We start from the raw sequence: 23,022 nt of genomic DNA on the forward strand, positions 1-23,022 counted from the left end.
CGTCGCCTGAACTCAGGCGACGCCGACCGCGTACGGTCAGGGCAGGGTGTCCAGGTGCGGGCCGACCGTCTGCGCGAAGCTGTTGCCGTTGGTCACGTCCCAGTTCACCGACCAGGTCATCGCGCCACGCAGCCCCGGGTAGGTGCGGGGTGGCTGGAAGCTGCCGCAGCTGGTCCCCCTGGTCAGGCAGTCCAACGCGGCGTTGACCACGCTTGGTGCGACGATCCCCCCACCGGCCGCCCCGGGGCCGGCCGGCAGGCCAAGCCCGACCTGGTCCGGCCGCAGCCCCGCCTCCAGCTGGATGCAGGCCAGCGCGACGATGAAGTTCACCGTTCCCTGGCTGTAGGCGAACTGCTGGTCGCAGCCGAGCATCGCACCGGAGTTGTAGAACTGGGTGTTCACCACCGTCAGGATGTCCTGGATGTCGAGCGCCAGCTTGAAGTAGCTGGTGGTCGGGTTCTGCATGTCGATGGTTTGCGGCGCCATCGCGATGATCAGGCCAGCACCGACCTGGGCCCGCAGGGACCGTAGGGCCTGCGTCATGTAGGTCGGATTGAGGCCGTTCTCCAGGTCGATGTCCACCCCGTCGAAGCCGTACTGCTGGATCAGCGCGTACACGGAGTCGGCGAAGGCGACCGCGGAGGTCGCGTCGTTGACGGTAACCCGTCCGGTCTCGCCGCCGACCGAGACGATGACCTTTCTGCCCTGGCCCTTGAGGGTCTGGACGTCGGCCGTGAAGTCCGCGTCGGTGTAGCCGCCCAGTGCGGCCGCCAGGCCCGGGTCGACGGCGAAGGTCACCTCGCCGGGGGTGGCGGTCGCCTCGGCGAAGGCGACGGCGACCACGTCGTACTCGGCGGGGACATCCCGCAGGCGCAGCTCGACCGCTGGATTGTCGAAGTTGTGCCAGTAGCCGGTGAGGATGTGCGCGGGCAGATCGTCAGCCGGGGGAGGGGTGGTGGGGGGTGGGGTCGTGGTCGGTGGGCTGGTGGTGGGCGGCGCGGTGGTGGGCGGTGGTGGCGTGGTGGGCGGCGGTGCGCCGCCGCACTCCGCGCCGTTGAGCTGGCAGTTGGTCGGCGAGCCGGGCCCGTTGCTGATGAAGCCGAAGGAGACCGAGGCGCCCGGCGCGATGGTGCCATTCCAGGATTGGTTGCTGAAGGTGAACCGCTGGCCGGAGGAGTGCAGCAGCGCTTCCCAGTAGGTGCCGACCGTTGTGCCGGCGGGCAGGTCGAAGGCGACGCTCCAGCCGGTCACGCTGCTGCTGCCCCCGTTGGCGATCGTGTACCTACCCTCCCACCCGGTGCCCCAGTCGGAAATCTTGGCGAAGGTCGCGGTCGGGCCGGCGGCGTACGCCGGTCTCGCCAGCCAGGCCGCGCCGAGCGTGACGGTCAGGATGGTGACCAGGGGCAGGATCAGGGAGTTGGGACGCTTCATGGGACCCTCCACGCGCGGACAGGCAACGCTCGGCAGCTACGTCAGCACACCGCTCCATTATTAAGACTATTAACTATTTGTGTCCAGGGTGTCCATGTCGTGCTGGCCGCGCGCGATGTGCGGCGTCGCGGAACAAGGAAGATATTTTCGGATAAATGGTACGGTTCGGTGTGTCATTCCGTCCGCGTCTGCCCCGGCCCCACGGCCAAGGTGACGCGTCGGCGGGGGATGCGCACCGGCCGCGCCGCGAGCTGACCATGCTCGCGGCCGCTTCGTGCATCTTCCTCGTGCAGCTTGACTTCTATGCGCTGAATCTCGCGTTGCCGACAATGGCGGCGGAGCTGGGGACGACCACCACCGATCTGCACTGGGTGGTCAGTGCCTACATCCTGGCCCAGGCGGCGTTTCTCATCCCTGGTGGCAAGCTCGGCGACATCCTCGGTCGCCGCCGCATGCTCTTGGTCGGCCTGCTGATCTTTGGGTCGGCTTCGCTCGGTGCCGGTCTGGGCTCCGATCCGCCGATCGTGATCGCCTTTCGGGCCGTGCAGGGGATGGGTTCGGGCATCGTGTACCCACTCGCCTTCGCGGTGATCACCGAGGCGTTCCCGGGGAAGCGGGCGAAGCGGGCGATCGGCAACGCCTACGGCATCGGGGCGGTGGCGCTGGCGTTGGGGCCGCTGCTCGGCGGCGGGGTCACCGAGCTGCTCAGTTGGCGCAGCGTGCTCCTGGTGAACGTGCCGCTCTGCCTTGTCGCCATCGTCGCCAGTGTCGCCTGGCTGCCGGAGTCGCGGGATCCCACGGTGTCGCGGGCGATTGACCTGGCTGGTCTGGTCGTGGTGGTGCTCGGGGTCCTCGCGATCACCGTGGCCGCCGACCGGATGAACGCCTGGCGACCGGTGGTGGTCGCGGCCCTCGCTGTCGGCGGGCTGGTGCTGCTGGCCGCGTTCGTGTTCCGGGAACGGGCGACCGAAAGTCCACTGGTCCGGCTGGATCTCTTCCACGACGCCAAGTTCGTGGCGGTGACCCTGATGGGGCTGGTCGCCAACATCGCCTTCGTGGTCACGATCTTCGCCACCACGATCCACCTACAACAGGTCCGGGGCTATTCGCCGTTCGTCGCGGGCCTGGCGGTCCTCGCCGCCTCGATCAGCGGTGGCATCGCCGGTCCGTTCGCGGGTCGGCTCAGCCAACGGGTCGCGGTGCGTCGGTTGATCGCCGCCGCCACCCTGATCGGCGCGGTCGGCCTGGTCGTGGTGTCCTTTGGCGGTGAGATCGGGCCGTACCTGCTCGGGTTGGCGGTCGCTGGGTTCGGCTACCGGACCGGGCTTACCCTGACCAACCTGGGCACGCAGGCCATGGTCCCGGCTGAGCGGGCCGGCGAGGCATCCGGGACCACGCTCTCGATCCTCTCCGCCGGCTCGGGTATCGCGATCGCGACGGCCGGCACGCTGATCGAGCAGGGCGACCTCGCCGACGGCATCATGCGGGTTCTCCTGGCAGTCGCGGCCGGTAGCGTCGTGGCCGCGCTGCTGCTGGTCCGGATTCCCTGACAGACCTGTCTGGTGCCGCCACTACCGGCGCGGCACCAGGTGCCGCAGCTCCCGCAAAGGTGCCCGTTCCTGCACCGACACGTCGTTGACGACGATCTCCCGGTCGAGGTTGGGCAGCTCCTCCGAATCGCCGCGGCGGAACTGGGCCAGCAGGGTGGCGGGGCTGGTGCCCGGGACCGCCCAGCCCTGCTGCTGCAGCCGTACCCAGACGGTGTGCATGATTTGCGCAGACATCCGACCCAACGCCTCGGTGTCCTGGTGGCGGTGTTTCCGAATACCAAGGTCAACTTGGGACAGTGCGTCCAGGCCGACGAGTTCCAGCAGGTCAACCAGCATCGCCGTCTCCACCCCGTAGCCGGTGACGAACGGCAGCTGTTCCAGCACCTGACGTCGACCGGCGTACTCGCCGGCCAGGGGCTGCACGAAGCCGGCCAGGTCCGGCCAGAACAGGTTCAGCAGCGGCCGGACCATCAGCTCCGTCACCCGTCCGCCCTCGTTGTCCTCCTCAGGGCCGGACTGGTCTTCCAGTGGTCGGTGGTAGAAGCCCTTCACGAAGTCGATCGACGGGTCGGTAAGCAACGGGCCGAGCAGACCACGTACGAAGTGTGGTCGGAATTCGCGCAGGTCAGCGTCGACGAAGGCGACGAGGTTTCCGTCGGTGGCGGCCAGACCGGCCCAGAGCGCGTCGCCCTTGCCGGCCAGCCGGGGCAGCTCCTGGGTGATCTCGTCCTGGCTGACCACCTCCGCGCCGGCGGCCCGGGCCACCTCCGCGGTGCGGTCGGTGGACCGGGAGTCGACCACGACCAGCTCATCCACGAGGGGGACCTGCTCCATCAGGTGCTCGCGGATCGTCGAGACGATCGGCCCGGTGGTCGCCTCCTCGTTGTAGGCGGGTAGCACCACGCTGACCCGGTTCTCCCCCTTCGCCTCCATCAGCCGCTCAATGTGCCAATCCTGCGCCGATGACGTTCGAGACTTGGTCCATGCGTCGACGACCGGTGAGACGGTCGGTTCTGTGTCCCGCACTGGCACCCCCGAATCCTGGCAGAACGCGCGAATAGACTTCCCTTTCGCGCGTTGGCTAACCCGCGCGGCGCAGGAGGCGCGGCGGCCCGCCGGATTGCGGGTGTCCCCGTCGCCGCCGGTCAGGCGCACTGGCAGCTCCCCGCGAGCAGCAGCTCGTCCAACAGGTCAGCGAGGAGATCCACGCCGTCCGGGCTGAGCACCGACTCGGGGTGGAACTGCACCCCGACCACGCTGGCACCGCGCAGCGCGTGTACCGCGCCGTTCGTGTCGTCCCGGGCCACCTCCATCGAGCCGTACGGGGTGTGTAGGCGATTCGTGTCCGCTCGCGCGGTGAACGTCGAGTAGAAGCCAACTCGTCGCCGGACGCCGAAAACTGGTACCTCCCGCTGCAGCCCCTGGTACGGGGCGTCCCGTCGGTGCAGGGACAGCCCGAGCAGCCCGCAGAGGAGCTGGTGGCCGAGGCAGACCGCGAGGGTTGGCTGGCCGGTGGTGAGAAGTTCGGCGAGCAGCCGGCGCAGCGCCGCCATCTTCGGCTGGTCCAGCTCCGACGGGTCGCCGGGCCCCGGGCCGACCACCACCAGGTCGTACCCGTCCCGTGGGCCGGGCGCGTCCCACGGCCGCACGGTAACGGTGAGGCCGAGCGCGCGTAGCTGGTGGGCGAGCATGCCGGTGAAGGTGTCCTCCCCGTCCACGATCAACGCGCGGCGGCCGGTGAGACCGGGACGGCCCGGGTTGTCCTCCGGCCGTTGGTCCAGCCAGAACCGGGCCAGCGGCGCGTTGCGGGCGGCCAACGCCGCGCGTACCTCCGGGTCGTCGGCGAGCCGGGGCACCGCCCCCGTGGCTGCTTCGGGCGCCTGTGGGCCGAGACCCAGTGCGGCGAGCACCGCGGCGGCCTTGGCGTGTGTCTCCGCGACCTCCCCGGCGGCGACCGAGTGCCGCACCAGGGTCGCCCCGACCGGCACCCGCAGCTCACCGGTGGGGGAGAGCTCGGCGGTACGGATCAGGATCGGGGCGTCGAGGGTCTGCCGGCCAGTCGCGTCCCGACCGAGCAGCGCCAGCACCCCAGCGTAGTAGCCGCGCCCGGTGCGCTCGTGCCGCGCGATGACCCGGCACGCGTTCTCCATCGGGCTGCCGGTCACCGTGGGGGCGAACATCGTCTCCCGCAGTACGTCGCGGACATCCTTCGAGCCCCGCCCCGCCAGCAGGTACTCGGTGTGGGCGAGGTGGGACATCTCCTTCAGATACGGGCCGACCACCTGGCCTCCACGCTCGGCCACGGCGGCCATCATCTTCAGCTCCTCGTCGAGGACCATGTACAGCTCCTCGACCTCCTTCGGGTCGGCGAGGAAGCGCAGCAGGTCAGCCCGGTCGGCGGTCGCGCCGGTGTGGCGGAAGGTACCGCTGATCGGGTTCATCAGGACCAGCCCGTCGTCCACGCTGACGTGCCGCTCCGGGCTCGCCCCCACGAGCGTCCGGGCGCCGGTGTGCACGACGAACGTCCAGTAGGCGCCGCGCTCGCGCAGCAACAGCGAGCGCAGCGCCGCCAGCGCCGCCCGCAGCGGCGCACCCTGCACGGTGGCGTGCAGGGTGCGGTGGATGACGAAGTTGGCGCCGGCGCCCTGGCCGATCTCGTCGGTGAGGACCCGGTCAACGGTGGCCGCGTACTCCTCGTCGGAGCTGTCGAAGCCCGCGTTCCGGGTGACCACCGCGGCGTCGGGTAGCGCCGCCAGCGCCGTCGGGAGGTCAATCACTTCGTGCCGGTCGATCACCAGGCACTCCAGTGGGGCGTCGTCGTCAACGCAGTCGAAGCCCCGTTCGACCACCTGCCGGTAGGGCACCAGCGCGAGGGTGGCCGGCCCCGCAGCCCCGGTCGGCAGCGGGATGTCGGCGAGTCGTTCTACCACCCGTACCGACCCGGTGTAGAGGTCGAGGTGGTCAGCGCCCTCGCGGCGGACGAGCGCGAACGGGCCGGGGTCGGTGCCGGCCGCGACGGCGGCGAGTAGCTGGGGGAGGTGGGTCATCGGGTCTCCTCGGTCCGGTGCCACCCGAGGGGCGGTCCGGTGCCGGTCAGAGACCGACGGCCGCCTCGACGGGCGGCCGCGTGAAGCTACGCGCGGAGGGTGGCCGCCGGGTCGGCGGGCCACCAGCGGTGCAGGTGCGCGAGCATGCGCACCACCCTACGCGGTCGTCCTCGAGGGCGGAAGCGAGAGCTTCACCCCGCCGGGCCGGATAGCGTGACCGACGATGACCACACTCGCGCTGGAACTGGGCACCTCCTCGGTACGTGGCCTGGTGCTCGACGAGGCAGTCCGGCTGCTGCCCGGGGCGTTGGCCCGGCGGCAGGTGAGCCTCGCCGTTGGTGCGGACGGCGCCGGCACGCTGGATGCGCAGGGCTACCTCGCCTGCCTGGGGCAGTGCCTGGATGAGTTGGCCGCCGGCGGGCACCTGGACGACGTCGAATTGGTGGCGACCTCCGCGCAGTGGCACTCGGTGGTCGCGCTCGACGCCGGCGACACCCCGATCGGCCCGGTGCTCACCTGGCTGGATACCCGACCGGCGCCGGCGCCCGGGCAGCCCGGCCCGGCCGACCCGGAGGCTTTCCACCAGCGCACCGGCACCTGGTGGCATCGCTGCTACTGGTCGGTCCGGCTGCCCTGGCTGCGGGCCCGGGTCGGTGGCCACGCCACCCGCTTCGCCGGGCTGGCCGAGTACGCCCTCGGCGTGTTGCTGGACCCGGTCCCGATGTCGGTGTCGCAGGCCTCCGGCACCGGCCTGCTCGACCTCGGCACGATGGACTGGGACCCGGAGGCGTGTGCGCTGGCCGACACCGGCCCGGGGGAGTTGCCGGAGTTGGCGCCGGTGGGCTGGCATGGTCGGCTGCGCGCGGAGTACGCGCGCCGCTGGCCGCCGCTGGCCCGGGCACGGTGGACGGCCCCGATCGGCGATGGGGCCGCGTCGAACATCGGCTCGGGCTGTGTTGATCCGGGACGGGCGGCGGTGACGGTGGGCACCTCGGCGGCGGTCCGGGTGATGCGGGAGGTCGGGCCGGGGGAGCCGCTGCCCCGGCTGGCACCGAGCCTCTGGCGGTACCGGGTTGACCAGCGGCACGTCGTCACCGGGAAGGCGTACTCCGCCGGCGGCAACCTCTTCGCCTGGGCCAACCGGGAGTTGCGGCTCCCCGACGGCGCCGAGCTGAACGCGGCCCTGGCCCGGGTGCCCGTCGTCGGCGGGGGGCCGGCGGCGAACGTCTGTTTCGGGGGCGACCGGCCACCCGGACTGGCTCCGGCGGGTTCCGGAGCGTTGGCCGGGCTCGGCTTCGGCACCACCGCCGTGGAGATCCTGGCCGGCCTGATGCGGGGACTGAGCGAGCTGGTCGCGGTGGACCTGGCCGCCCTGGAGTCGGAGCTGGGCTCGCAGCCGGTCGAGGTGGTCCTGGGCGGCGGAGCGATGGCGGCGTCCGAGTGGTGGCGTCGGGCCTTCGCCGTGGCCCTCGCTCCCCGGTCGGTCTGGCACCAGCGCAACCCGGAGATCGGCGCGACCGGCGCGGCGTTGGTGGCACTCGGTCGGATCGGCGACGCGGCCGTGGTCGCCGACCTGGACCGGACCGGCGAGCTGACCACTCCTTCCCAACTTCCGCGCCACCGACGCCGGTGAACCGCTCCCGGAGTGGGGCGTGGGCCGCGCCCCGTGGTCAGAACCCGCCCGCCGCGATCACCTCGCGGTACCAGTGCGCGCTGCGCTTGGGCACTCGACGCTGGGTCGGGTAGTCCACGTAGACCAGCCCCCAGCGTTGGTCGTAGCCTTCGGCCCACTCGAAGTTGTCCAGTAGCGACCAGACATGGAAGCTCTCCAGTGGTACCCCGGCGGCGATGGCGCGGTGCGCGGCGGCCAGGTGGTCGCGGAGGAACTGGATCCGCCCGTCGTCGTCGACCGTCCCGTCGGCGGCGAGGGTGTCGGGGGTGGGCAGGCCGTTCTCGGTGACGGTCAGCGGGATCAGGCCGTAGTCCCGGGTGATCCGGGTGAGGATGTCGTACATGCCCTCGGGGTAGATCTGCTGCCAGGATGCCTCGGAGGTGGGCCAGCGTCGCACGGTGGTGCCCGCGGCGGTGACGTAGTACGGGGTGTAGTACTGCACCGCCAGTAGGTCAACGGGGGCGGAGATGATGCCGAGGTCGCCGTCGTGGATGCCGCGGACCATGCGGTGGTCGGGGCCGAGGTCGTCGAGCACATCCTGGGGGTAGCGGCCGGTGAGCGTCGAGTCGAGATAGAGCCGGTTCTCGTAGCCGTCGTAGCGCCAGGCGGCCTCGGCCGCGTCGGGGGAGGAGTCGGCCGGGTAGCACGGGTGCAGGTTGAACGCCGGGCCGATGCGCCCGGCCCCACCGACGGCCCGGTACGCCCGAACGGCGAGTCCGTGCGCGAGTTGCAGGTGGTGCGCGACCAGATACGCGGCCTGTGGGTCCTGGTGGCCGGGGGCGTGGTGGCCGGAGAGGTAGCCGTTCTGCACGACGGTCTTCGGTTCGTTGATGGTCAGCCAGGTCGGCACCCGGTCTCCGAGGGCCCGGAAGACGTGTTCGGCGTAGTCGGCGAAGCGGTGGGCGACCTCCCGGGACTCCCAGCCACCCCGGTCCTGGAGGGCTTGGGGGAGGTCCCAGTGGAACAGCGTCGCCACCGGCTGGATGCCGCGGTCGTGTAGTCCGTCGAGCAGCCGCCGGTAGAAGTCCAGTCCGCGCTGGTTGGGCGCACCGGTGCCGTCGGCCTGGATGCGGGGCCAGGCGATGGAGAACCGGTAGCTGCGCAGGCCCAACTCGGCCATGAGATCGAGGTCCGCGTCGTACCGGTGGTAGTGGTCCGCGGCGATGTCACCGGTGTCGCCGTTACGGGTCCGTCCGGGGGTGTGGCTGAAGGTGTCCCAGATCGACTCGCCCCGGCCGTCCTCCTTGGCCGCGCCCTCGATCTGGTAGGCGGAGGTGGCGGCTCCCCAGCCGAAGTTGGGTGGGAAGCGCAGGGTGTCCGCCGGCTGGTGCTCCGAGCTGTCGGGCTGCGCGGTGTGCGGGGGTGTCGACATCGGGGGAGTCTCCTCTGCTAGTTCTGAACCGGACCGGGAGCGCTCCCAAGAACAGAATACGCCTCCGGTCCTCCCGGCGGGAGTCCGGGAGCGAGGGGATTCTGGGCGGTGCGTGGGGCGGTGCGCCCCCATCGCACTGTTGCCGGGGTGCGAGATGGGGGCGGGGGAGGGCAGCCCCCGCCCCCATCGGTACTGGACATGCCGGGTCGGACGGGGGCGTCTGGCCCGTGCGTGTCACGTGGGAGCCGGGTCACGCGAGTGGCTTGTGGATGCACCTCCTTCCACTCTGGAAGTGGGAGTCGAGGTGGAAGCGCTCCCAATTTTCTGGTTGCGACTGTAACGTCTCGTAACTGCTTTGTGAAAGTGGCGTAACAAAATTGAAACATGGGACTGGATTGATTCCGTCCTGCCTTGTGGGAGCGTTTCCAGGCGTGGCAAGCTAATGGTTGAGCCGCCGTCGCGGAAGCGCGGGGCCGAGGGCAGCCGGGAAGTCCGGTGCGGCACCCGAGGTGGACGGGCGCCCGTCCACGCCACGTCACCGGCCCCGGCCTTGGCCGGGGGTCCTTAACCCGGGTGCCTCGCCCGCAGGAGGAACGGCCCGGCGCCCCGCCGGAGTTTCGGCTCCGGCCTGGTCCGAGGAGACACCGCGCATGAGACCCATGAACCGACGCCGCGGCTGGGCGATAGCCACCGCGGCGGTGCTTGCGGTAGCCGGCGGGGCGACCCTACCCGCGCAGGCCGCGTCGGCCGCGCCGGCCTGCGACGTCAGCTACACGACCAACGACTGGGGCAGCGGCTTCACCGCGAACCTCACCCTTACCAATCTCGGCGACCCGATCACGGGCTGGACCCTGCGATTTGCCTTCGCCGGCAACCAGACCATCACCCACGGCTGGTCGGCGCAGTGGAGCCAGAGCGGCAACGACGTCACCGCCACCAACGAGTCCTGGAACGGCAGTCTCGGCACCGGCGGCACCGCACAGATCGGCTTCAACGCCGCGTACAGCGGTACCAATGCCGACCCGACCTCGTTCTCCGTCAACGGCGTCCCCTGCGGTGGTGCGCAGCAGCCGCCGACGGTCTCGCTGAACGTGCCGGCCGGGCCCTTCGAGGCGCCGGCCGACGTGCCGCTGACGGCCACCGCCAGCGACCCGGACGGGAGCATCAGCAAGGTCGACTTCTATCGCAACGGTCTGCTGGTCAACACCGACACCACCGCCCCGTACGCGTACACCCTGCCGGGTCTGCCGGCCGGCTCCTACACCGTGCAGGCGAGGGCGTACGACGACACCGGGCTCAGCGCCATCGCGGAGCAGTCCTTCACCGTCGCACCCGCCGCCGGCCCACAACTGGTCGCCACCCCCGCCACGGTGGGCGTGCCGGAGGGCGGCGACGCCACCGTGACCCTGACGTTGAGTGCGGCACCGGCCGCGAACGTCCAGGTGGGCCTCGCCCGTACCGGTGACTCCGACCTCACCGTCGCCCCCACCTCGCTGACGTTGACCACCGGGAACTGGAACACCGGTGTCGACGTGACCGTGTCGGCGGCCGAGGACGCCGACACCGCCGGGGGCAGCGCGACGATCACCGCCTCCGCCGCCGGCCTCGCCGCGTTGACGATTACCGCGACGGAGATTGACAACGACCTTCCCGGCGGCGACAACGAGTACGTCGCACGGTTCCTCACCCAGTACGGCAAGATCAAGAACTCTGGGTACTTCAGCCCCGAGGGGGTACCGTACCACTCCATCGAGACCCTGATCGTCGAGGCGCCGGACCACGGCCACGAGACCACGAGTGAGGCGTTCAGCTTCTGGCTCTGGTTGGAGGCGCAGTACGGCCGGGTGACCGCGGACTGGGCGCCGTTCAACAACGCCTGGACGGTGCTGGAGAACTACATCATTCCTTCCTCCGCCGACCAGCCGACCGCGGGCGCCCCCGGCACCGCGCAGTACGCCGCCGAGTACGACCTGCCCAGCGAGTACCCGGCGCAGCTGCAACCGAGTGTCCCGGTCGGCCAGGACCCGTTGCGGGCCGAACTCCAGTCCACCTACGGCACCGGTGACATCTATGGCATGCACTGGTTGCTCGACGTGGACAACACCTACGGCTTCGGCCGGTGCGGCGACGGCACCACCCGGCCGGCGTACATCAACACCTTCCAGCGTGGGCAGCAGGAGTCGGTCTGGGAGACCGTCCCGCAGCCGTCCTGTGAGACCTTCACCCACGGTGGGCAGTACGGCTTCCTGGACATCTCCGTCCAGGAGCAGAACGCGCCGGCGAAGCAGTGGAAGTACACCAACGCGCCGGACGCCGACGCCCGGGCGGTGCAGGCCGCCTACTGGGCGCTGACCTGGGCCACGCAGCAGGGCCGGGCCGGGGAGGTGGCGGCCACCGTGGCCAAGGCCGCCAGGTTGGGTGACTACCTGCGGTACGCGATGTTCGACAAGTACTTCAAGCAGATCGGCAACTGTGTCGGGGCGTCCACCTGCCCCGCCGGCAGTGGTCGGGAGTCCGCACACTACCTACTGTCCTGGTACTACGCCTGGGGCGGCGCGTACGAGCCGGGTCAGAACTGGTCGTGGCGGATCGGCTCCAGCCACAACCACTTCGGCTACCAGAACCCCTTCGCCGCCTGGGCCCTGACCACCGTGCCGGAACTTGAGCCGAGGTCGCCGAGCGCGACCACCGACTGGGCCCAGAGTCTGGAGCGGCAGCTGGAGTTGTATACCTGGCTCCAGTCCGCCGAGGGCGCGATCGCTGGTGGTGCGACCAACAGCTGGGGCGGCCGGTACGGTCAGCCACCCGCGGGCACGCCGACCTTCTACGGCATGTTCTACGACGAGAAGCCGGTCTACCACGACCCGCCGTCGAACCAGTGGTTCGGCATGCAGGCCTGGTCGATGCATCGGATCGCCGAGCTCTACCTCGAGACCGGTGATGCCCGGGCCGAGGCGTTGCTGGACAGGTGGGTGCCGTGGGCGATCGCCAACACCACTCTGGGCGCCGATTGGTCGATCCCGGCCGAACTCACCTGGACGGGCCAGCCGAACACGTGGAACCCGACCAACCCGGAGCCGAACACCGACCTGCACGTCGAGGTGACCGAGACCGGCCAGGACGTTGGTGCCGCCGCCGCCTACGCCCGGACCCTGATCGCGTACGCGGCGAGGTCGGGGGACGTGGCCGCCAAGAACACGGCCAAGGGGTTGTTGGACGCGCTGCACGCCGCCAGTGACGCCCTGGGTGTGTCGACGGTGGAGAAGCGGGGCGACTACGAGCGCTTCGACGATGTCTATGACGCGAGCACCGGGCAGGGCCTCTATCTGCCGCCGGGCTGGATGGGCACGATGCCCAACGGCGACGTGATCGAGGCGGGGAGGAGTTTCGTCGAGATCCGGTCGTTCTACCTCAACGATCCGGACTGGCCAAAGGTCCAGGCCTATCTGGACGGCGGCGCCGAGCCGACATTCCGCTACCACCGGTTCTGGGCTCAGGCCGACGTCGCGATGGCGTACGCCGACTTTGGGCGGCTCTTTCCGAACAACTGACTAGCAGATTAGGAATATAACGGACAATCCCCCCGGGTTGCTGAGTGGACATGAGAGGAGGCGGGGCGGGCTGGGGCTGCCCGACCAGCCTGACCCGGGGATGTCCGATTGGCCGGAGTGCGCGCAATCTGCAAACTGGCCAAAATAAGTGTGTCCCCGGGAGCGCGGAGCGGATCCCGACGGGGTAATGTACGTCACCGGAGAGGCCGCTCCCCCCGTGGCGGCCTCTCCCTTTCTGTCTAGCCCGGGTTGCCCGCCGACTCGCGCTGCGGCGCCTGTTCGGCCTGCGCCGATGCCTCGCCGGGGAGCACCGGATGCCGTAACCCCGGATGACCGGCCGGCAGTGAACGGCGCACCACCACCCAGCTCACGCCGAGGACGGCGGCCACCAACGGCCAGCTCAGCGCTACCCGGGCAACGCTCAACGCGACCACCTGGCCGCCGAGCCACAGCGGCAGGAAGACCGAAACCCGCAGCAGGAAGCTGGCGGTCCAGACCCAACTGCCGCGCCTGTAGGACCGCAGTAGCGCCGGGTCTCGGCGCCAGCGGGTCCGCTGTCGCAACACGCCGCCGACGACCACTCCCAGCAATGGCCAGCGGATTACGATGCTGAACATCCAGGCGAGTGCGCTCGCCGCGTTCGCGAGGAGCTGCACCAGGAAGAAGTCCTCGGCTCGTCCGGTCCGAAGTGCGACCAGCGCGCCGACGCAGACGGCGAGCAGGCCCACCAGCACTGACCGGGGTCGGTGTCCACGGCGCCATCGCCAGCCCGCCACGGCTGCGCCGGTCACCAGCGCCGCGCCGACCCCGATCTGCAGCGACTCGCCGCCGAGAAGCCAGCCGGCCGCGAACGCCACCGGCGGCACCGTGGCGTCGATCGCGCCACGTCGGCCGCCGAGTAGGTCGGTGAGGGACTCCGGCTCCGGCGTCGGCGTCTGGTGCTCCGCAGTGCTGCCCACTTGCTCCCCTCCCGTCGTCGCGACCAGCACGGTCGACCGAATTGGCGGGGGGCGAACCGGTAGACCGACCTCCAACCTAGTACGGCGACGGCAGTGGGTGATCAGGTGGTGACTTCCTTTTTGTCGCCTATTGTCCGAGCTGCGGCGCGCAGTTCCTATTTCAGGGGCGCGTGGGCCGCAGATCAGTGCCGGTGCCAACGGTTTGCCATTGTGGTGATTTTGGCCACGCATTTGGTAGCAATCGGATAAAAGGGTGCGTTAGGTCGGGCAAATCGAAGACCGGCGCGCCTTGCCAAGTAATAGAAACATGTGAATACTTCTCTTCACCCTGGCCGTTTCCCCCGTTCGGCCGGGTTTGATCCACCGGCCCCCGCCGCTCTCGGCGTGGGCCCTTCCTCCCACACCCCCAATGGAGGTGTCACATGCGACCTACGAGGTTTACGTTGCGTCGCGCCGCGGCGGTGGCCGCGGCCGGAACTCTGGTGGTCGGAGTACTCGTCGGCAGCCCCGCGCAGGCGGCAGCCCCCAACGCGTCTCCGGAAGCCGCCGCTGACCTCGCCGAGCAGCTCGGCGACCGCGCCGCCGGCGTCTACGCCGAGGCCGACGGCAGTATCGTCGTCACGGTGACCGACGCTGCTGCCGCCCAGCAGGTCAGCACCGCCGGAGCCACCCCGAAGATCGTCGAGCGTGGTGCCGCCGAGTTGCAGCGCGCCACCGCGGAGCTGGAACGCTCAGCCAAGATCCCCGGCACCGCCTGGTGGACGGACCCGGCGACCAACCAGGTCGTCGTCTCCGTCGACAGCACGGTGACCGGTGCCAAGCTGGCGCAGGTCGAGGCCGCCGTGGCCCGCAGCGGCGGTGCGGTGCGCATCGAGTCGGAGGCGGGTGTGTACAGCACCCGGATCACCGGGGGCGAGGCGATCTACGGCAGCGCCGGTGTGTGCTCGCTCGGCTTCAACGTCCGCAGCGGCAGCAACTACTACTTCCTCACCGCCGGGCACTGCACCGACGTGATCTCGAACTGGTACGCCAACAGCTCGCTGAGCAACTACCTTGGCCCCACCGCCGGGTCCAGCTTCCCCGGCAATGACTACGGCATCGTCAGCCTCAGCGGCGGCTACCAGCCGGGCTACGTCTACCTCTACAACGGCAATCACCAGGACATCACGTCCGCCGGTAACGCCTACGTCGGCCAGTCCGTGCAGCGTTCGGGCCGGACCACCGGTCTGCGCAGCGGCTCGGTCACCGGGCTGAACGCCACCGTCAACTACGCCGAGGGCACGGTCTACGGCCTGATCCGCACCAACGTCTGCGCGGAGCGGGGCGACAGCGGCGGCTCGTTGTTCAGCGGCTCCACCGCGCTCGGCCTCACCTCCGGCGGTAGCGGCAACTGCTCCTTCGGTGGCACGACCTTCTTCCAGCCGGTCGTTGAAGCCCTGAACGTCTACGGCGTCAACGTCTACTGATCCAACCGATTGTGGGGCGCGCCGGACGCCATCCGGTGCCGCGCCACAGCCGACGATCAGCGGCGCAGAAAAGGTAGTGCAGGAGAAGGCCCGGCTTCCCACGGGAGGCCGGGCCTTCTCTGTGGCTGCTGGTCAGTGCTGTTTGGTGTAGGTGACGAACCGGCGCCATGCCGCCGGGCCGAAGGTGAGGGCGGGCCCGGTCGGGTCCTTGGAATCCCGGACACCCACGACATCCGGAAGGTTGTCGGCAACCTCCACGCAGTTCCCGTGGCCCGAGCTCCGGCCGGACTTGCGCCACATCGCGTCACTGAGCCTAGTCATAGTACTTCTCCTTGATCGTGAGTAGGGCTTTCCGGGAGTCGTCGGCGTCCAGCGCTTGCGCGGTCAGCGCATTCCAGGCGTCGGCGTACGTTCGAACCTCCGCTATTTGATCGAGGTAGAGGGCGCCGGACAGCCCCTCATTGTAGACCGTGGTCGGCTCGGCGGGGCGAAGCCCGATTTTGGGGAAGTCCAGAATGACAAAGCTTCCCGAGGTCACCATCGGGCTGAGCTTGCCGCCGAGGGGCATCACCCGCACGGAGATGTTCGGGGCCGTGCTGGCGTCGAGCAGTCGATCGATCTGCGCGCGCATCCCGGGCACGTTCTTGTGTAGTAGCGCCTCTTCCAGGACGACATCCAGGGTTGGGGCGGCGGGCCGCTTTCGGTGCAGCAGGCGCTGCCGCTCGGCGCGTAACTCCACGAGCTTCGCCACCTCCTCCGGAGGGTTACCCGGCTCGGTGCGGATGGCCTGCTCGGCGTACGTCGGCGTCTGGAGTAGCCCCGGCACGACAGCATGTTCGTAGGTCCGGATCCGGCTGGCCGCTGACTCCAATCCGACATACAGCTCGAACCAGCGGGGGATCGCCTCGCCGTAGGAGTGGTACCAGCCCTTGCTCTTCGACTCCTTGGCGAGGCTCTTCATGACCTCCGTCATCTCGGCTGACGTTCCATACAGCCGGCACATTTGATCAACGTCCAACACGCGGATGGGCGCCTGCCCCGATTCGATGCGATACATCTTGGCGCGGGACCATTCAAGATCGGCGGCAGCGGCTTCCAGCCCTATGCTGGCCTGTTCTCGTGCCTGTCGAAGCAGCCTGCCAAGTTGCCGCCTCGGCACTGTCGATCCGACGTCGGTCATTGGTGGGTCTCTCCCTGTCTCATCCTGATGCGCTGGCGGGGCATGTCATGAGATGGCGATCGCATCATTCCCTAAAAACGTCGTCCTGCATAGAGGTTCTTAGTCCGAGACATTGCATCCGAGATCGATTGCGCTAATCGTGGGTCGTAGGGCAGTGGAAAAGCCACCGCCCGGGGTGGAGCAAGCACCGCAGTGGGGCCCTTCAAACAGGAGCATTCATGAGGACAGCTACTAAATACCTATCACCCGACCGGCTGCCGCAGCGCGTACGTCGAACCGCGCAGCTTGACTCGACCAGTAGCGATCAGCTCGCGGTCGTGACCGGAGTCGATTCGGAGCAGCGGCTGCCTTCCGGCCGTGTCGTCGGCTGCGCTGGTGTCGGCTGTGCGCGTCCGAGCGACGACGTGCTCGCGGCCGTGCTGGCCGGGCTACGGAGGCTGTGATGGCCGACGACAACAAGCCGGCCGAGGTGCGGGCCAACCACGATCCGCACGGCGCGCCGCCGTTGGCCGATGGCGATCGGGTACGGCGAGCCGCCCCGCCGGTGCACACCCCGCCACCGACGACCAGGCAGAAGGCGGTGGCCATCCTGATCGTGGTGATCGTCGTCGCCGCCATTGTGATCGGGGCCCTGCGGTGACCGCCCAGCCGGGAGGTCGTCTGCCATTGGTTGGCCGGGCGGTCGGTGTAGCCCAGGTCGGCTATCCGCCGACGATCGATGAGCACGCGTTGCGGGTAGTCCTGCTCGCCGCGCTGGCGCGGATCCGAGCCTCCTGATGGTGAACGAACGGCACCTGCCGATGCGGCCCTTATGGGGCTGCGACACCTGTCGGGCCGATTGGCCCTGCCCCGCTGCTCGCCGCGCCCTGCTGGCCGAATACCACGACGACCGCATTGCGCTACGCGTCTACCTTGCGGCGCTGATGGCAGAGGCCGACGTGCAGCTGTCGCAGGTCGGCAGGAACGCGGATCTGTATCGCCGGTTTCTGGCTTGGGCGTAGCCGTGCGGAGGCCAGGTCAAGCCCGGCGAGCTCGGCGGCGAGTTGGGAAGAGGGTTCCGGGCCGTGCAGCGATATCAGCGCCGCACGGCCCGTTTGAACAGGCAGGTCAAAGCCGTGGTCAAGGAGTTCTCGGGCCGGGCAGGGCGCGTCTGCTGGCAGGGATATGGTTATCATCAAATTATTGATGAGGCTGTGGGGCTTTAGGGGTCGTGCTGAATGTCAGAAGCCGCCAAGATGATCCGATCGATAGCCGGCCTTTGCCTGTCGGGTATTGGTAGGTCCCTAAATACGGGGGTGTTCTCCTTCGGGGCAGATGTGGTCTGGGGTCAATCCGACACGGGAGCCTCTCGCGTGGGAAGTGAGTACGCAATTCATGTGCAATGTCCCTTTAGGCTTACGAGGGGAGGTCGAATTTTGATTGGGTCCGATGACATTTTGCTCTCCCGTGAGGTCCTGACTGATTCCATCAGCTGCCATTACGATGAAGAAGTCACAACTGCCTTCGATGTTGTTGCTGACCGCATTGTCAAGGGAGCCCGGTCATCCCCGCTTGTTGTCCGTGACGTAGGAATCACAAAGTCGGGCGATTTGCGTGTGGATCTATCGGATCGGGTCGCGATAGAGGTGTTCCCGGCAAGCGGCAGCCCATTTGAGGCGTGGCGGTTCCTCAGGCGCGGGGGAGAGCATCTGGTGTTTCCCTCGGACTTTGAGCTGTAGTTGGTCAATTCGCGGCGATCGAAACTGCGCCTGAGTAATCGGCGTTGGTACTTGATCGGAGTGGCGTGGCTGGTGAAGCCCGTCTCCGATGGAGGTGTTGCCGAAACCCTGCGCCAGATGGCCGAATGCTAGTCGGGGTCCGCGATCTGCCCCGGACTGCGGTACCGTATCCCCAGCTCAGTGCTGTGAGTCGGCCCTGGCTCGCGACTTCGGGAGAAGGCTATGGCGAGCTTCGATCTAGCTTTCTGGTATCAAAAAGTGGCCCCAACATCAGACGAGGCCGCTCAGATCTACGACCGGTTGACGGATGGAGTTACCGGTATCGTCGAAGAGAGTTCGGCTGCCGAGGACTTCTGCGCTGGTCGTCTTGGAGTCGGCCATGCGTGACATTCGATTTCCCGAGATGCGGCATGAGATAGTTCTGGCCGTGAAGGCCCTGGCGGACCCGGCGTATCAGTGGTCTGCGTGGATCCGACGCGAACTGCCTCCCGGCAAGTATGACGAGTTCACTCATCGTATCCACATCCTGTACGACGATACGCAGGTGCTGGAAGATCCGGACGCCGCGATCGGCACCTACCTGAGATCTCGGGAGGAAGCCGATGCGATGCGATACTTGGCCCAAGTGATCGATTCATTATTCGACGAATTGGGCACAGATCTTTCCGACGAGGAATATTTACGGGCGCCGGGCTGGGCGGCGATCGTGGATGCCGCAGGTGCGGCGCTCTCAACCCTGAGGGATGATGGTTAGTGCGGTCTATATCGATGCGCTTTTCTGGGTGACATCGATACGACGCGTGGCCTCCCCGCTGCGAAGTGCGTCGCGGGTGATGAGCAATCGTGGATGTCGCCGCTGGGGAAGTCGACGGGCGCCCCGGCGTGTGGGTGCGGGTGACTCAGTGGGTCTCCTCGGGAGGGGCCTCGATCCTGGTGTGCAGGATCTCGCGTGCCTGTTCGGCGGCGCGGGCGATGCTCTCCGAGACGAAGTCGACGAAGCGGGCGATGTTTTCCAGCCGGGCGGCGGCCGGGCTTCCCGGGCCCAGGACGCTCGCCCCCTGCCGGGCGATCTGGCCTAGGTGGGCGGTGGCCTTCGCGCTGGCCATCGTGGACTGGTACATCACGTCGTTGTCGACCACGTAGCGTTCCCGCCGCCGCTCGTCGCGCTCCCGCCGGACCAGCCCCTGGCTCTCCAGAAATGCGATCGCCTTGGAGACCGAAGCCGGGCTGACCTGTAGCCGTCCGGCGATCTGCGCGGCGGTGAGACTGCCGGCATCGGTGGTGTAGAGGCAGGCCAGCGTCCGCGCGGTCATCCTTGGCAGCCCGGACGCCATGAACACGCCGGCGAAGGTTTCCTCGTACTCCCGTACCGCCTCGGCGTTGCGTCCGCGCGCCGCCGGCGGGTTGCTCGGGCGAATCGGCGAGGTGGTCCGGCGTCGGCGCGCGCGACGCGTGGTGGCGTGGTGGGCGAGGTCGCCCCGATAGGCCGTCGCGCCGCCGTTACGCATGACCTCCCGGGTGATGGTCGAGGTCGGCCGGTCGAGGCGTCGGGCGATCTCCGCGTAGGTGAGGCCGTCGGCCAGGCCGACGGCGATCTGCTGGCGGTCCTGCTGCGTGAGCCTGCCCCCCGGCATCGTGGCCCCCCTTCGTCGTCGATGCCGCCACGATAGCGTTCACTCCTAACTCATTGCAACGATGATCGCTCGGGTGTTGCGTTGCCTCTAGGCCCATTGCAATCATTTTAGGGGCTTGACCTGCTGTAATTGCCAATCATTGCAACGTTCTTGTTGCTGCATCTGTGAAGGCAACGTAGCGTTTCCGGTGTCAGAAACAAGCAGTGAAGGAGCTGGTCATGCCGACGTTCGACACTCCCACCCCCGTTTCCGCGACGTTCGACATCCCCGCCGGGCGCATTCAGCTCATCGCCGCGGACCGGGCCGACACCACGGTGGAGGTCCGGCCCACGGACGCCGCCAAGACCCGCGACGTGACGGCGGCCGAACGGATCCAGGTCAGCTACGCCAACGGCGTGCTGCGCATCGAGGCCACGAAGCCCAGCAACCCGGTCCTCGGTTCGTCCGGCTCGGTGGAGGTGACCGTCCAACTGCCGGCCGGCTCGAACGTCGCGGGCAAGACGGCCAGCGCCGAGATCCGCGGCGTCGGACGCCTCGGCGACGTCACCTTCGAGGGCGCGGCCGGCTCGATCAAGGTCGACGAGACCGCGACCGCCCGGCTGACCCTCGCCAGCGGTGACACCACGGTCGGGCGACTGAACGGCTCGGCGCAGATCAGCACCCACCAGGGCGACCTTCGGATCGCCGAGGCCGCCAATGGCACCGTCACGCTGCGCACCGACCAGGGCGACATCACCATCGCGGCCGCCCGCGACTCATCCGCCACCCTGGACGCCGGCACCAACTCGGGCCGGGTCCACAACGCGCTGCGCAACACCGACGGCGCTGCCGCCAGCCTCAAGATCCACGCCAGCACCGCCCACGGCGACATCACCGCCACCAGCCGCTGAGGAGCATCCGCCATGGCTAATCCGACTACCACCGGGCCGCACCGGCCAGACCTGCAGCACGCGATTGAGGCGTTCGTCGACACAGGCTTCGCCGGACTACAGCTGCGCCTGCGCGACGAGCACGGCGAATGGGTGGGCAGCGCCGGTGTCGGCAAACTCGGCGCAACCGACCGCCCACCCACGAACGGCCGATTCTGGGCCGGCAGCGTGGCCAAGACCTTCACCGCCACCGCCGTCCTGCAGCTGGTCGGCGAGGGAAAGGTCGGGCTGGACGCCCCTGTGGCCGACCACCTCACCAACCTCGGGCTGTCCCCCCGGATCACCCCACGGATGCTGCTGCAACACACCAGCGGCCTGTTCAACTACACCGGCGAGTATCTGCCCGACGGCACCGTCGTACCGGGCATCCCGGCCACCGGCAAAGAGTGGGTCGACACCCGGCTGACCGCCTACCACCCCCAAGAGCTGGTACGGCTGGCACTGTCCAAGCCAACCCGCTTCGAACCCGGGACCGACTGGAGCTACTCCAACACCAACTACACCCTCGCCGCCCTGCTCATCGAAGCGGTCACCGGCCGGTCGTACGGCCAATGGATGCGACAGCGGATCCTCGACCCGCTCGGTCTGCACGACACCGTGCTGGCTGGCGACATCACCGACCTGCCCGAGCCGTACGCCCACGGCTACTACCGTTACCAGGACGCCGACACCTGGACGGTGGCCGACGTCTCCCGCCAGAACCTGTCCATGCTGCTCGGTGCCGGCGGCGCCATCTCGACCACGCGGGATCTGAACGTCTTCTTCGCCGCCCTCAACGCTGGCGCGTTGCTGCCCACCCCGCTGCTGGCCGAGATGCGCAAGCCGGCCGGCCCGATCGACTACGGCCTGGGCGTGTTCGTGCAGGACCTGGGTCCGGCGGGCATCATCTACCACCACAACGGCGGCGCGCCCGGCGGATATGGCGCACTCATGTACAGCACCCCCGACGGCCGCCGGACCATGACCGCCGGGCTGACCACCGGAGATGCCCCGACCAACCCAGCCGAAGCTCTCCCACCGGCACTGGACACCCTGGTCAAGACAGTCTTCGGCGAACCCGCTTGAAGCCGCCCGCATCCGGCCCGTTGCCGCACCAGCAGCCGGCCGCTGCCCGCGGAGGTCACGTGCTGTGGCGCTATTCCTGTGGAATTTACCGCGATTTGTCCACAAACGAGACGATCTCCGGGAGTGCCGGACGGTAGCCGTCTGTGGTATCGACCTCCAGGAGTGGGGCGTCCAGCGCGACGCGATTGAAACTCGCATGACGAACCGGGTGGTCAGTGGGGTCCTGCAGGTCGGCGTGGACGCGGCGGAGCGGATTCGACTTCCATCGCTGTCGAATTCGGGTCCACGCGGTGTTCGCGTCAACGAGGCAGTGCACGACCCGAAGCTCCGCAACCTCCCCCAACGGTTGCAGGCCCGGCCGCCAGAGCCGGTCCTGGAACGCGGCCTCCGCCACGGTCGTCACCCCGGCACGAAGCAGTAGCTCCAACACGCCGAAGAAGGTCGGTAGGGTCCGTAGCGCCAACTCGTCGGCCGGTCCAGCGGCTAAAAGGCCGGAGGCGGATGTTGCCGCGTGCACCATTCCTTCCTTGATCTCGTCCCGGCAGATCGCCGGCGCGCCGATCGTTCGGGCAAGTGCGTGCGCGAGACTGGTCTTCCCCGAGCCGGGAGGTCCGCTCACGACGACCAGGGTGGGGCGGGCAGTCATCGTACGGTTATAGCGGTCTCGCCTGGGGACCGACAGCCGGTGGGCTTCCCACCAGACCGGTTCCGGCTAGACCTTCGTTTCCGGGTGGAAGGCTTTGCCAGGGAAGGGTGATCGTGCGACGACTCAGCTACTGCCCGGAGACCAGCGCCGGTGACTGGCTCACGCGCTCGGGTGCCTCCGCGGGGCAACTGATCACGTTTGGGCCGGCTGGATTTGCGGCCTACGCCCGGCTTCGCTTCTTCCGGGACCCTGCGGGCCCGGACGAGTCGGAGGCGGATGTTGGTGTTCCGGACGGGCACCCGTTGGAGCTTGAGCAGACCCGTCGCGCCCTGCAACTCCTCCGGGCGTTCACCTCCACTCCGCAGGAGTGCTACTTCTGTCTGTGGGATGGGTACTCGGACACCCCGTTGCCGCCACCGGCGCGGCACGGCCCACTGCTTGAGTTGCCCCATCGTGCTTACGCCCTGTTTCGCGGTTCCCTCGACGACATCGATGTCTGGGCAGCCGAGCTTGGGGGTGGGCACAACGTCGCACCGCCGGCGTTCGTCTGGCCCGCGGATCACCGCTGGTGTCTGGCCAGCGATGTTGACCCGCACTGGGCGGGAATCGGAGCCGAGCAGGCCGCTATCGAGGCGTTGGTCGGCGACCAGGGGCTCGATGTCGTCCCGGCTCACCCCACAGATGATCAACCCAGCTATTACTGAGGGTCAATCGGAGGCTATCGGCTTGCATCGGGTGTGTAGCGTCACACCGGGGCGTGGGGCAGTCGTAGGGTGTCGTCGTTCCCGGCGTGACAATGAGT

22 protein-coding genes are annotated in these 23,022 nt (G+C 68.7%); 13 read left to right on the plus strand and 9 right to left on the minus strand.

Annotated elements, in window-relative coordinates:
- Positions 1–36: 36 nt before the first annotated feature.
- Positions 37–1,431: a chitinase gene (locus tag K228_RS0109020; protein WP_025618151.1), complete on the minus strand. Its 1,395-nt coding sequence runs from the start codon at positions 1,429–1,431 to the stop codon at positions 37–39.
- 155 nt (positions 1,432–1,586) lie between these two features.
- Between K228_RS0109020 and K228_RS0109025 the strand changes: the two genes are divergently transcribed.
- The gene (locus tag K228_RS0109025; protein ID WP_025618152.1) at positions 1,587–2,981 is read left to right on the plus strand and encodes an MFS transporter; all 1,395 of its coding nucleotides are present in this window, start codon (positions 1,587–1,589) and stop codon (positions 2,979–2,981) included.
- A gap of 21 nt (positions 2,982–3,002) precedes the next feature.
- On the opposite strand, the gene K228_RS0109030 is transcribed toward K228_RS0109025, so the two are convergent.
- Positions 3,003–3,914: a glucosyl-3-phosphoglycerate synthase gene (locus tag K228_RS0109030; protein ID WP_025618153.1), complete on the minus strand. Its 912-nt coding sequence runs from the start codon at positions 3,912–3,914 to the stop codon at positions 3,003–3,005.
- A gap of 212 nt (positions 3,915–4,126) precedes the next feature.
- Positions 4,127–6,028, minus strand: a complete 1,902-nt coding sequence (locus K228_RS0109035; RefSeq protein WP_025618154.1) for an anthranilate synthase family protein — start codon at positions 6,026–6,028, stop codon at positions 4,127–4,129.
- A gap of 223 nt (positions 6,029–6,251) precedes the next feature.
- On the opposite strand from K228_RS0109035, the gene K228_RS0109040 reads away from it, so the two are divergent.
- Positions 6,252–7,661, plus strand: a complete 1,410-nt coding sequence (locus K228_RS0109040) for an FGGY family carbohydrate kinase (protein ID WP_025618155.1) — start codon at positions 6,252–6,254, stop codon at positions 7,659–7,661.
- Positions 7,662–7,698: 37 nt separating this feature from the next.
- Here K228_RS0109040 and K228_RS0109045 read toward each other — a convergent pair whose 3' ends face one another.
- Complete coding sequence (locus K228_RS0109045) at positions 7,699–9,072, minus strand: GH1 family beta-glucosidase (RefSeq protein ID WP_025618156.1); 1,374 nt, start codon at positions 9,070–9,072, stop codon at positions 7,699–7,701.
- A gap of 659 nt (positions 9,073–9,731) precedes the next feature.
- Between K228_RS0109045 and K228_RS0109050 the strand changes: the two genes are divergently transcribed.
- On the plus strand, positions 9,732–12,623 hold the full coding sequence (locus K228_RS0109050; RefSeq protein ID WP_025618157.1) for a glycoside hydrolase family 48 protein: 2,892 nt from the start codon (positions 9,732–9,734) through the stop codon (positions 12,621–12,623).
- A 239-nt stretch (positions 12,624–12,862) separates the two neighbouring features.
- Here the strand turns inward: K228_RS0109050 and K228_RS0109055 are convergent, their stop codons facing one another.
- On the minus strand, positions 12,863–13,582 hold the full coding sequence (locus tag K228_RS0109055) for a DUF3159 domain-containing protein (protein ID WP_025618158.1): 720 nt from the start codon (positions 13,580–13,582) through the stop codon (positions 12,863–12,865).
- A 422-nt stretch (positions 13,583–14,004) separates the two neighbouring features.
- On the opposite strand from K228_RS0109055, the gene K228_RS0109060 reads away from it, so the two are divergent.
- Positions 14,005–15,048, plus strand: coding sequence for a S1 family peptidase (locus K228_RS0109060; RefSeq protein ID WP_025618159.1), 1,044 nt, complete (start codon positions 14,005–14,007; stop codon positions 15,046–15,048).
- 132 nt (positions 15,049–15,180) lie between these two features.
- On the opposite strand, the gene K228_RS0109065 is transcribed toward K228_RS0109060, so the two are convergent.
- Both K228_RS0109065 and K228_RS0109070 read right to left on the minus strand, forming a co-directional pair.
- Positions 15,181–15,369, minus strand: coding sequence for a DUF397 domain-containing protein (locus tag K228_RS0109065; protein WP_025618160.1), 189 nt, complete (start codon positions 15,367–15,369; stop codon positions 15,181–15,183).
- A complete protein-coding gene (locus K228_RS0109070) occupies positions 15,362–16,228 on the minus strand; it encodes a helix-turn-helix domain-containing protein (protein ID WP_080671563.1) in 867 nt (288 codons plus the stop codon). The genes K228_RS0109065 and K228_RS0109070 overlap by 8 nt, the downstream gene beginning before the upstream one ends.
- A 218-nt stretch (positions 16,229–16,446) precedes the next feature.
- Here K228_RS0109070 and K228_RS26900 point away from each other — a divergent pair, with 218 nt between their 5' ends.
- The 6 genes from K228_RS26900 (at position 16,447) to K228_RS0109090 (ending at position 18,700) form a co-directional block, all read left to right on the plus strand.
- Entirely contained in the window at positions 16,447–16,671 is a 225-nt protein-coding gene (locus K228_RS26900) for a hypothetical protein (protein ID WP_080671564.1), read from the plus strand.
- Positions 16,671–16,868: a hypothetical protein gene (locus tag K228_RS0109075; protein ID WP_025618162.1), complete on the plus strand. Its 198-nt coding sequence runs from the start codon at positions 16,671–16,673 to the stop codon at positions 16,866–16,868. Before K228_RS26900 ends, K228_RS0109075 begins: the two co-directional genes overlap by 1 nt.
- Entirely contained in the window at positions 16,865–17,005 is a 141-nt protein-coding gene (locus K228_RS28780; RefSeq protein WP_188116182.1) for a hypothetical protein, read from the plus strand. Before K228_RS0109075 ends, K228_RS28780 begins: the two co-directional genes overlap by 4 nt.
- Positions 17,005–17,229, plus strand: a complete 225-nt coding sequence (locus K228_RS0109085) for a hypothetical protein (protein ID WP_025618163.1) — start codon at positions 17,005–17,007, stop codon at positions 17,227–17,229. The genes K228_RS28780 and K228_RS0109085 overlap by 1 nt, the downstream gene beginning before the upstream one ends.
- A 939-nt stretch (positions 17,230–18,168) precedes the next feature.
- Positions 18,169–18,333 carry a hypothetical protein gene (locus tag K228_RS28225; protein WP_155251567.1) on the plus strand — a complete coding sequence of 55 codons (165 nt, stop codon included), beginning with the start codon at positions 18,169–18,171 and terminating at the stop codon, positions 18,331–18,333.
- A complete protein-coding gene (locus K228_RS0109090) occupies positions 18,326–18,700 on the plus strand; it encodes an SCO4402 family protein (protein WP_029723426.1) in 375 nt (124 codons plus the stop codon). Before K228_RS28225 ends, K228_RS0109090 begins: the two co-directional genes overlap by 8 nt.
- 145 nt (positions 18,701–18,845) lie before the next feature.
- On the opposite strand, the gene K228_RS0109095 is transcribed toward K228_RS0109090, so the two are convergent.
- A complete protein-coding gene (locus tag K228_RS0109095; RefSeq protein WP_029723428.1) occupies positions 18,846–19,580 on the minus strand; it encodes a helix-turn-helix domain-containing protein in 735 nt (244 codons plus the stop codon).
- 218 nt (positions 19,581–19,798) lie between these two features.
- Between K228_RS0109095 and K228_RS0109100 the strand changes: the two genes are divergently transcribed.
- Positions 19,799–20,470 (plus strand): DUF4097 family beta strand repeat-containing protein, encoded by a 672-nt coding sequence (locus tag K228_RS0109100; protein WP_025618165.1) that lies wholly within the window; start codon positions 19,799–19,801, stop codon positions 20,468–20,470.
- A gap of 12 nt (positions 20,471–20,482) precedes the next feature.
- Entirely contained in the window at positions 20,483–21,574 is a 1,092-nt protein-coding gene (locus K228_RS0109105; RefSeq protein ID WP_025618166.1) for a serine hydrolase domain-containing protein, read from the plus strand.
- An 85-nt stretch (positions 21,575–21,659) separates the two neighbouring features.
- On the opposite strand, the gene K228_RS0109110 is transcribed toward K228_RS0109105, so the two are convergent.
- Positions 21,660–22,220, minus strand: coding sequence for a P-loop nucleotide/nucleoside kinase family protein (locus tag K228_RS0109110; RefSeq protein WP_025618167.1), 561 nt, complete (start codon positions 22,218–22,220; stop codon positions 21,660–21,662).
- Between the two features lie 113 nt (positions 22,221–22,333).
- Between K228_RS0109110 and K228_RS29165 the strand changes: the two genes are divergently transcribed.
- Positions 22,334–22,924 (plus strand): hypothetical protein, encoded by a 591-nt coding sequence (locus tag K228_RS29165; RefSeq protein WP_029723430.1) that lies wholly within the window; start codon positions 22,334–22,336, stop codon positions 22,922–22,924.
- Positions 22,925–23,022 lie beyond the last annotated feature (98 nt).

The sequence above is a fragment of the Salinispora cortesiana genome, from assembly GCF_000484695.1.
In the GTDB taxonomy this organism is placed as follows: domain Bacteria; phylum Actinomycetota; class Actinomycetes; order Mycobacteriales; family Micromonosporaceae; genus Micromonospora; species Micromonospora cortesiana.

Excerpts from the sequence above, each read along its gene's own strand:
- K228_RS0109040 (WP_025618155.1), top strand. The coding sequence starts at position 6,252 with ATGACCACACTCGCGCTGGAACTGGGCACCTCCTCGGTACGTGGCCTG.
- K228_RS0109110 (WP_025618167.1), bottom strand. The coding sequence starts at position 22,220 with ATGACTGCCCGCCCCACCCTGGTCGTCGTGAGCGGACCTCCCGGCTCG.
- K228_RS0109085 (WP_025618163.1), top strand. The coding sequence starts at position 17,005 with ATGGTGAACGAACGGCACCTGCCGATGCGGCCCTTATGGGGCTGCGAC.
- K228_RS0109065 (WP_025618160.1), bottom strand. The coding sequence starts at position 15,369 with ATGACTAGGCTCAGTGACGCGATGTGGCGCAAGTCCGGCCGGAGCTCG.
- K228_RS0109060 (WP_025618159.1), top strand. The coding sequence starts at position 14,005 with ATGCGACCTACGAGGTTTACGTTGCGTCGCGCCGCGGCGGTGGCCGCG.
- K228_RS26900 (WP_080671564.1), top strand. The coding sequence starts at position 16,447 with ATGAGGACAGCTACTAAATACCTATCACCCGACCGGCTGCCGCAGCGC.
- K228_RS28225 (WP_155251567.1), top strand. The coding sequence starts at position 18,169 with ATGGCGAGCTTCGATCTAGCTTTCTGGTATCAAAAAGTGGCCCCAACA.
- K228_RS0109100 (WP_025618165.1), top strand. The coding sequence starts at position 19,799 with ATGCCGACGTTCGACACTCCCACCCCCGTTTCCGCGACGTTCGACATC.
- K228_RS0109050 (WP_025618157.1), top strand. The coding sequence starts at position 9,732 with ATGAACCGACGCCGCGGCTGGGCGATAGCCACCGCGGCGGTGCTTGCG.
- K228_RS0109105 (WP_025618166.1), top strand. The coding sequence starts at position 20,483 with ATGGCTAATCCGACTACCACCGGGCCGCACCGGCCAGACCTGCAGCAC.
- K228_RS0109045 (WP_025618156.1), bottom strand. The coding sequence starts at position 9,072 with ATGTCGACACCCCCGCACACCGCGCAGCCCGACAGCTCGGAGCACCAG.
- K228_RS0109025 (WP_025618152.1), top strand. The coding sequence starts at position 1,587 with ATGGTACGGTTCGGTGTGTCATTCCGTCCGCGTCTGCCCCGGCCCCAC.
- K228_RS0109030 (WP_025618153.1), bottom strand. The coding sequence starts at position 3,914 with ATGGAGGCGAAGGGGGAGAACCGGGTCAGCGTGGTGCTACCCGCCTAC.
- K228_RS0109035 (WP_025618154.1), bottom strand. The coding sequence starts at position 6,028 with ATGACCCACCTCCCCCAGCTACTCGCCGCCGTCGCGGCCGGCACCGAC.
- K228_RS0109090 (WP_029723426.1), top strand. The coding sequence starts at position 18,326 with ATGCGTGACATTCGATTTCCCGAGATGCGGCATGAGATAGTTCTGGCC.
- K228_RS0109020 (WP_025618151.1), bottom strand. The coding sequence starts at position 1,431 with ATGAAGCGTCCCAACTCCCTGATCCTGCCCCTGGTCACCATCCTGACC.
- K228_RS0109070 (WP_080671563.1), bottom strand. The coding sequence starts at position 16,228 with ATGACCGACGTCGGATCGACAGTGCCGAGGCGGCAACTTGGCAGGCTG.
- K228_RS0109095 (WP_029723428.1), bottom strand. The coding sequence starts at position 19,580 with ATGCCGGGGGGCAGGCTCACGCAGCAGGACCGCCAGCAGATCGCCGTC.
- K228_RS0109075 (WP_025618162.1), top strand. The coding sequence starts at position 16,671 with ATGGCCGACGACAACAAGCCGGCCGAGGTGCGGGCCAACCACGATCCG.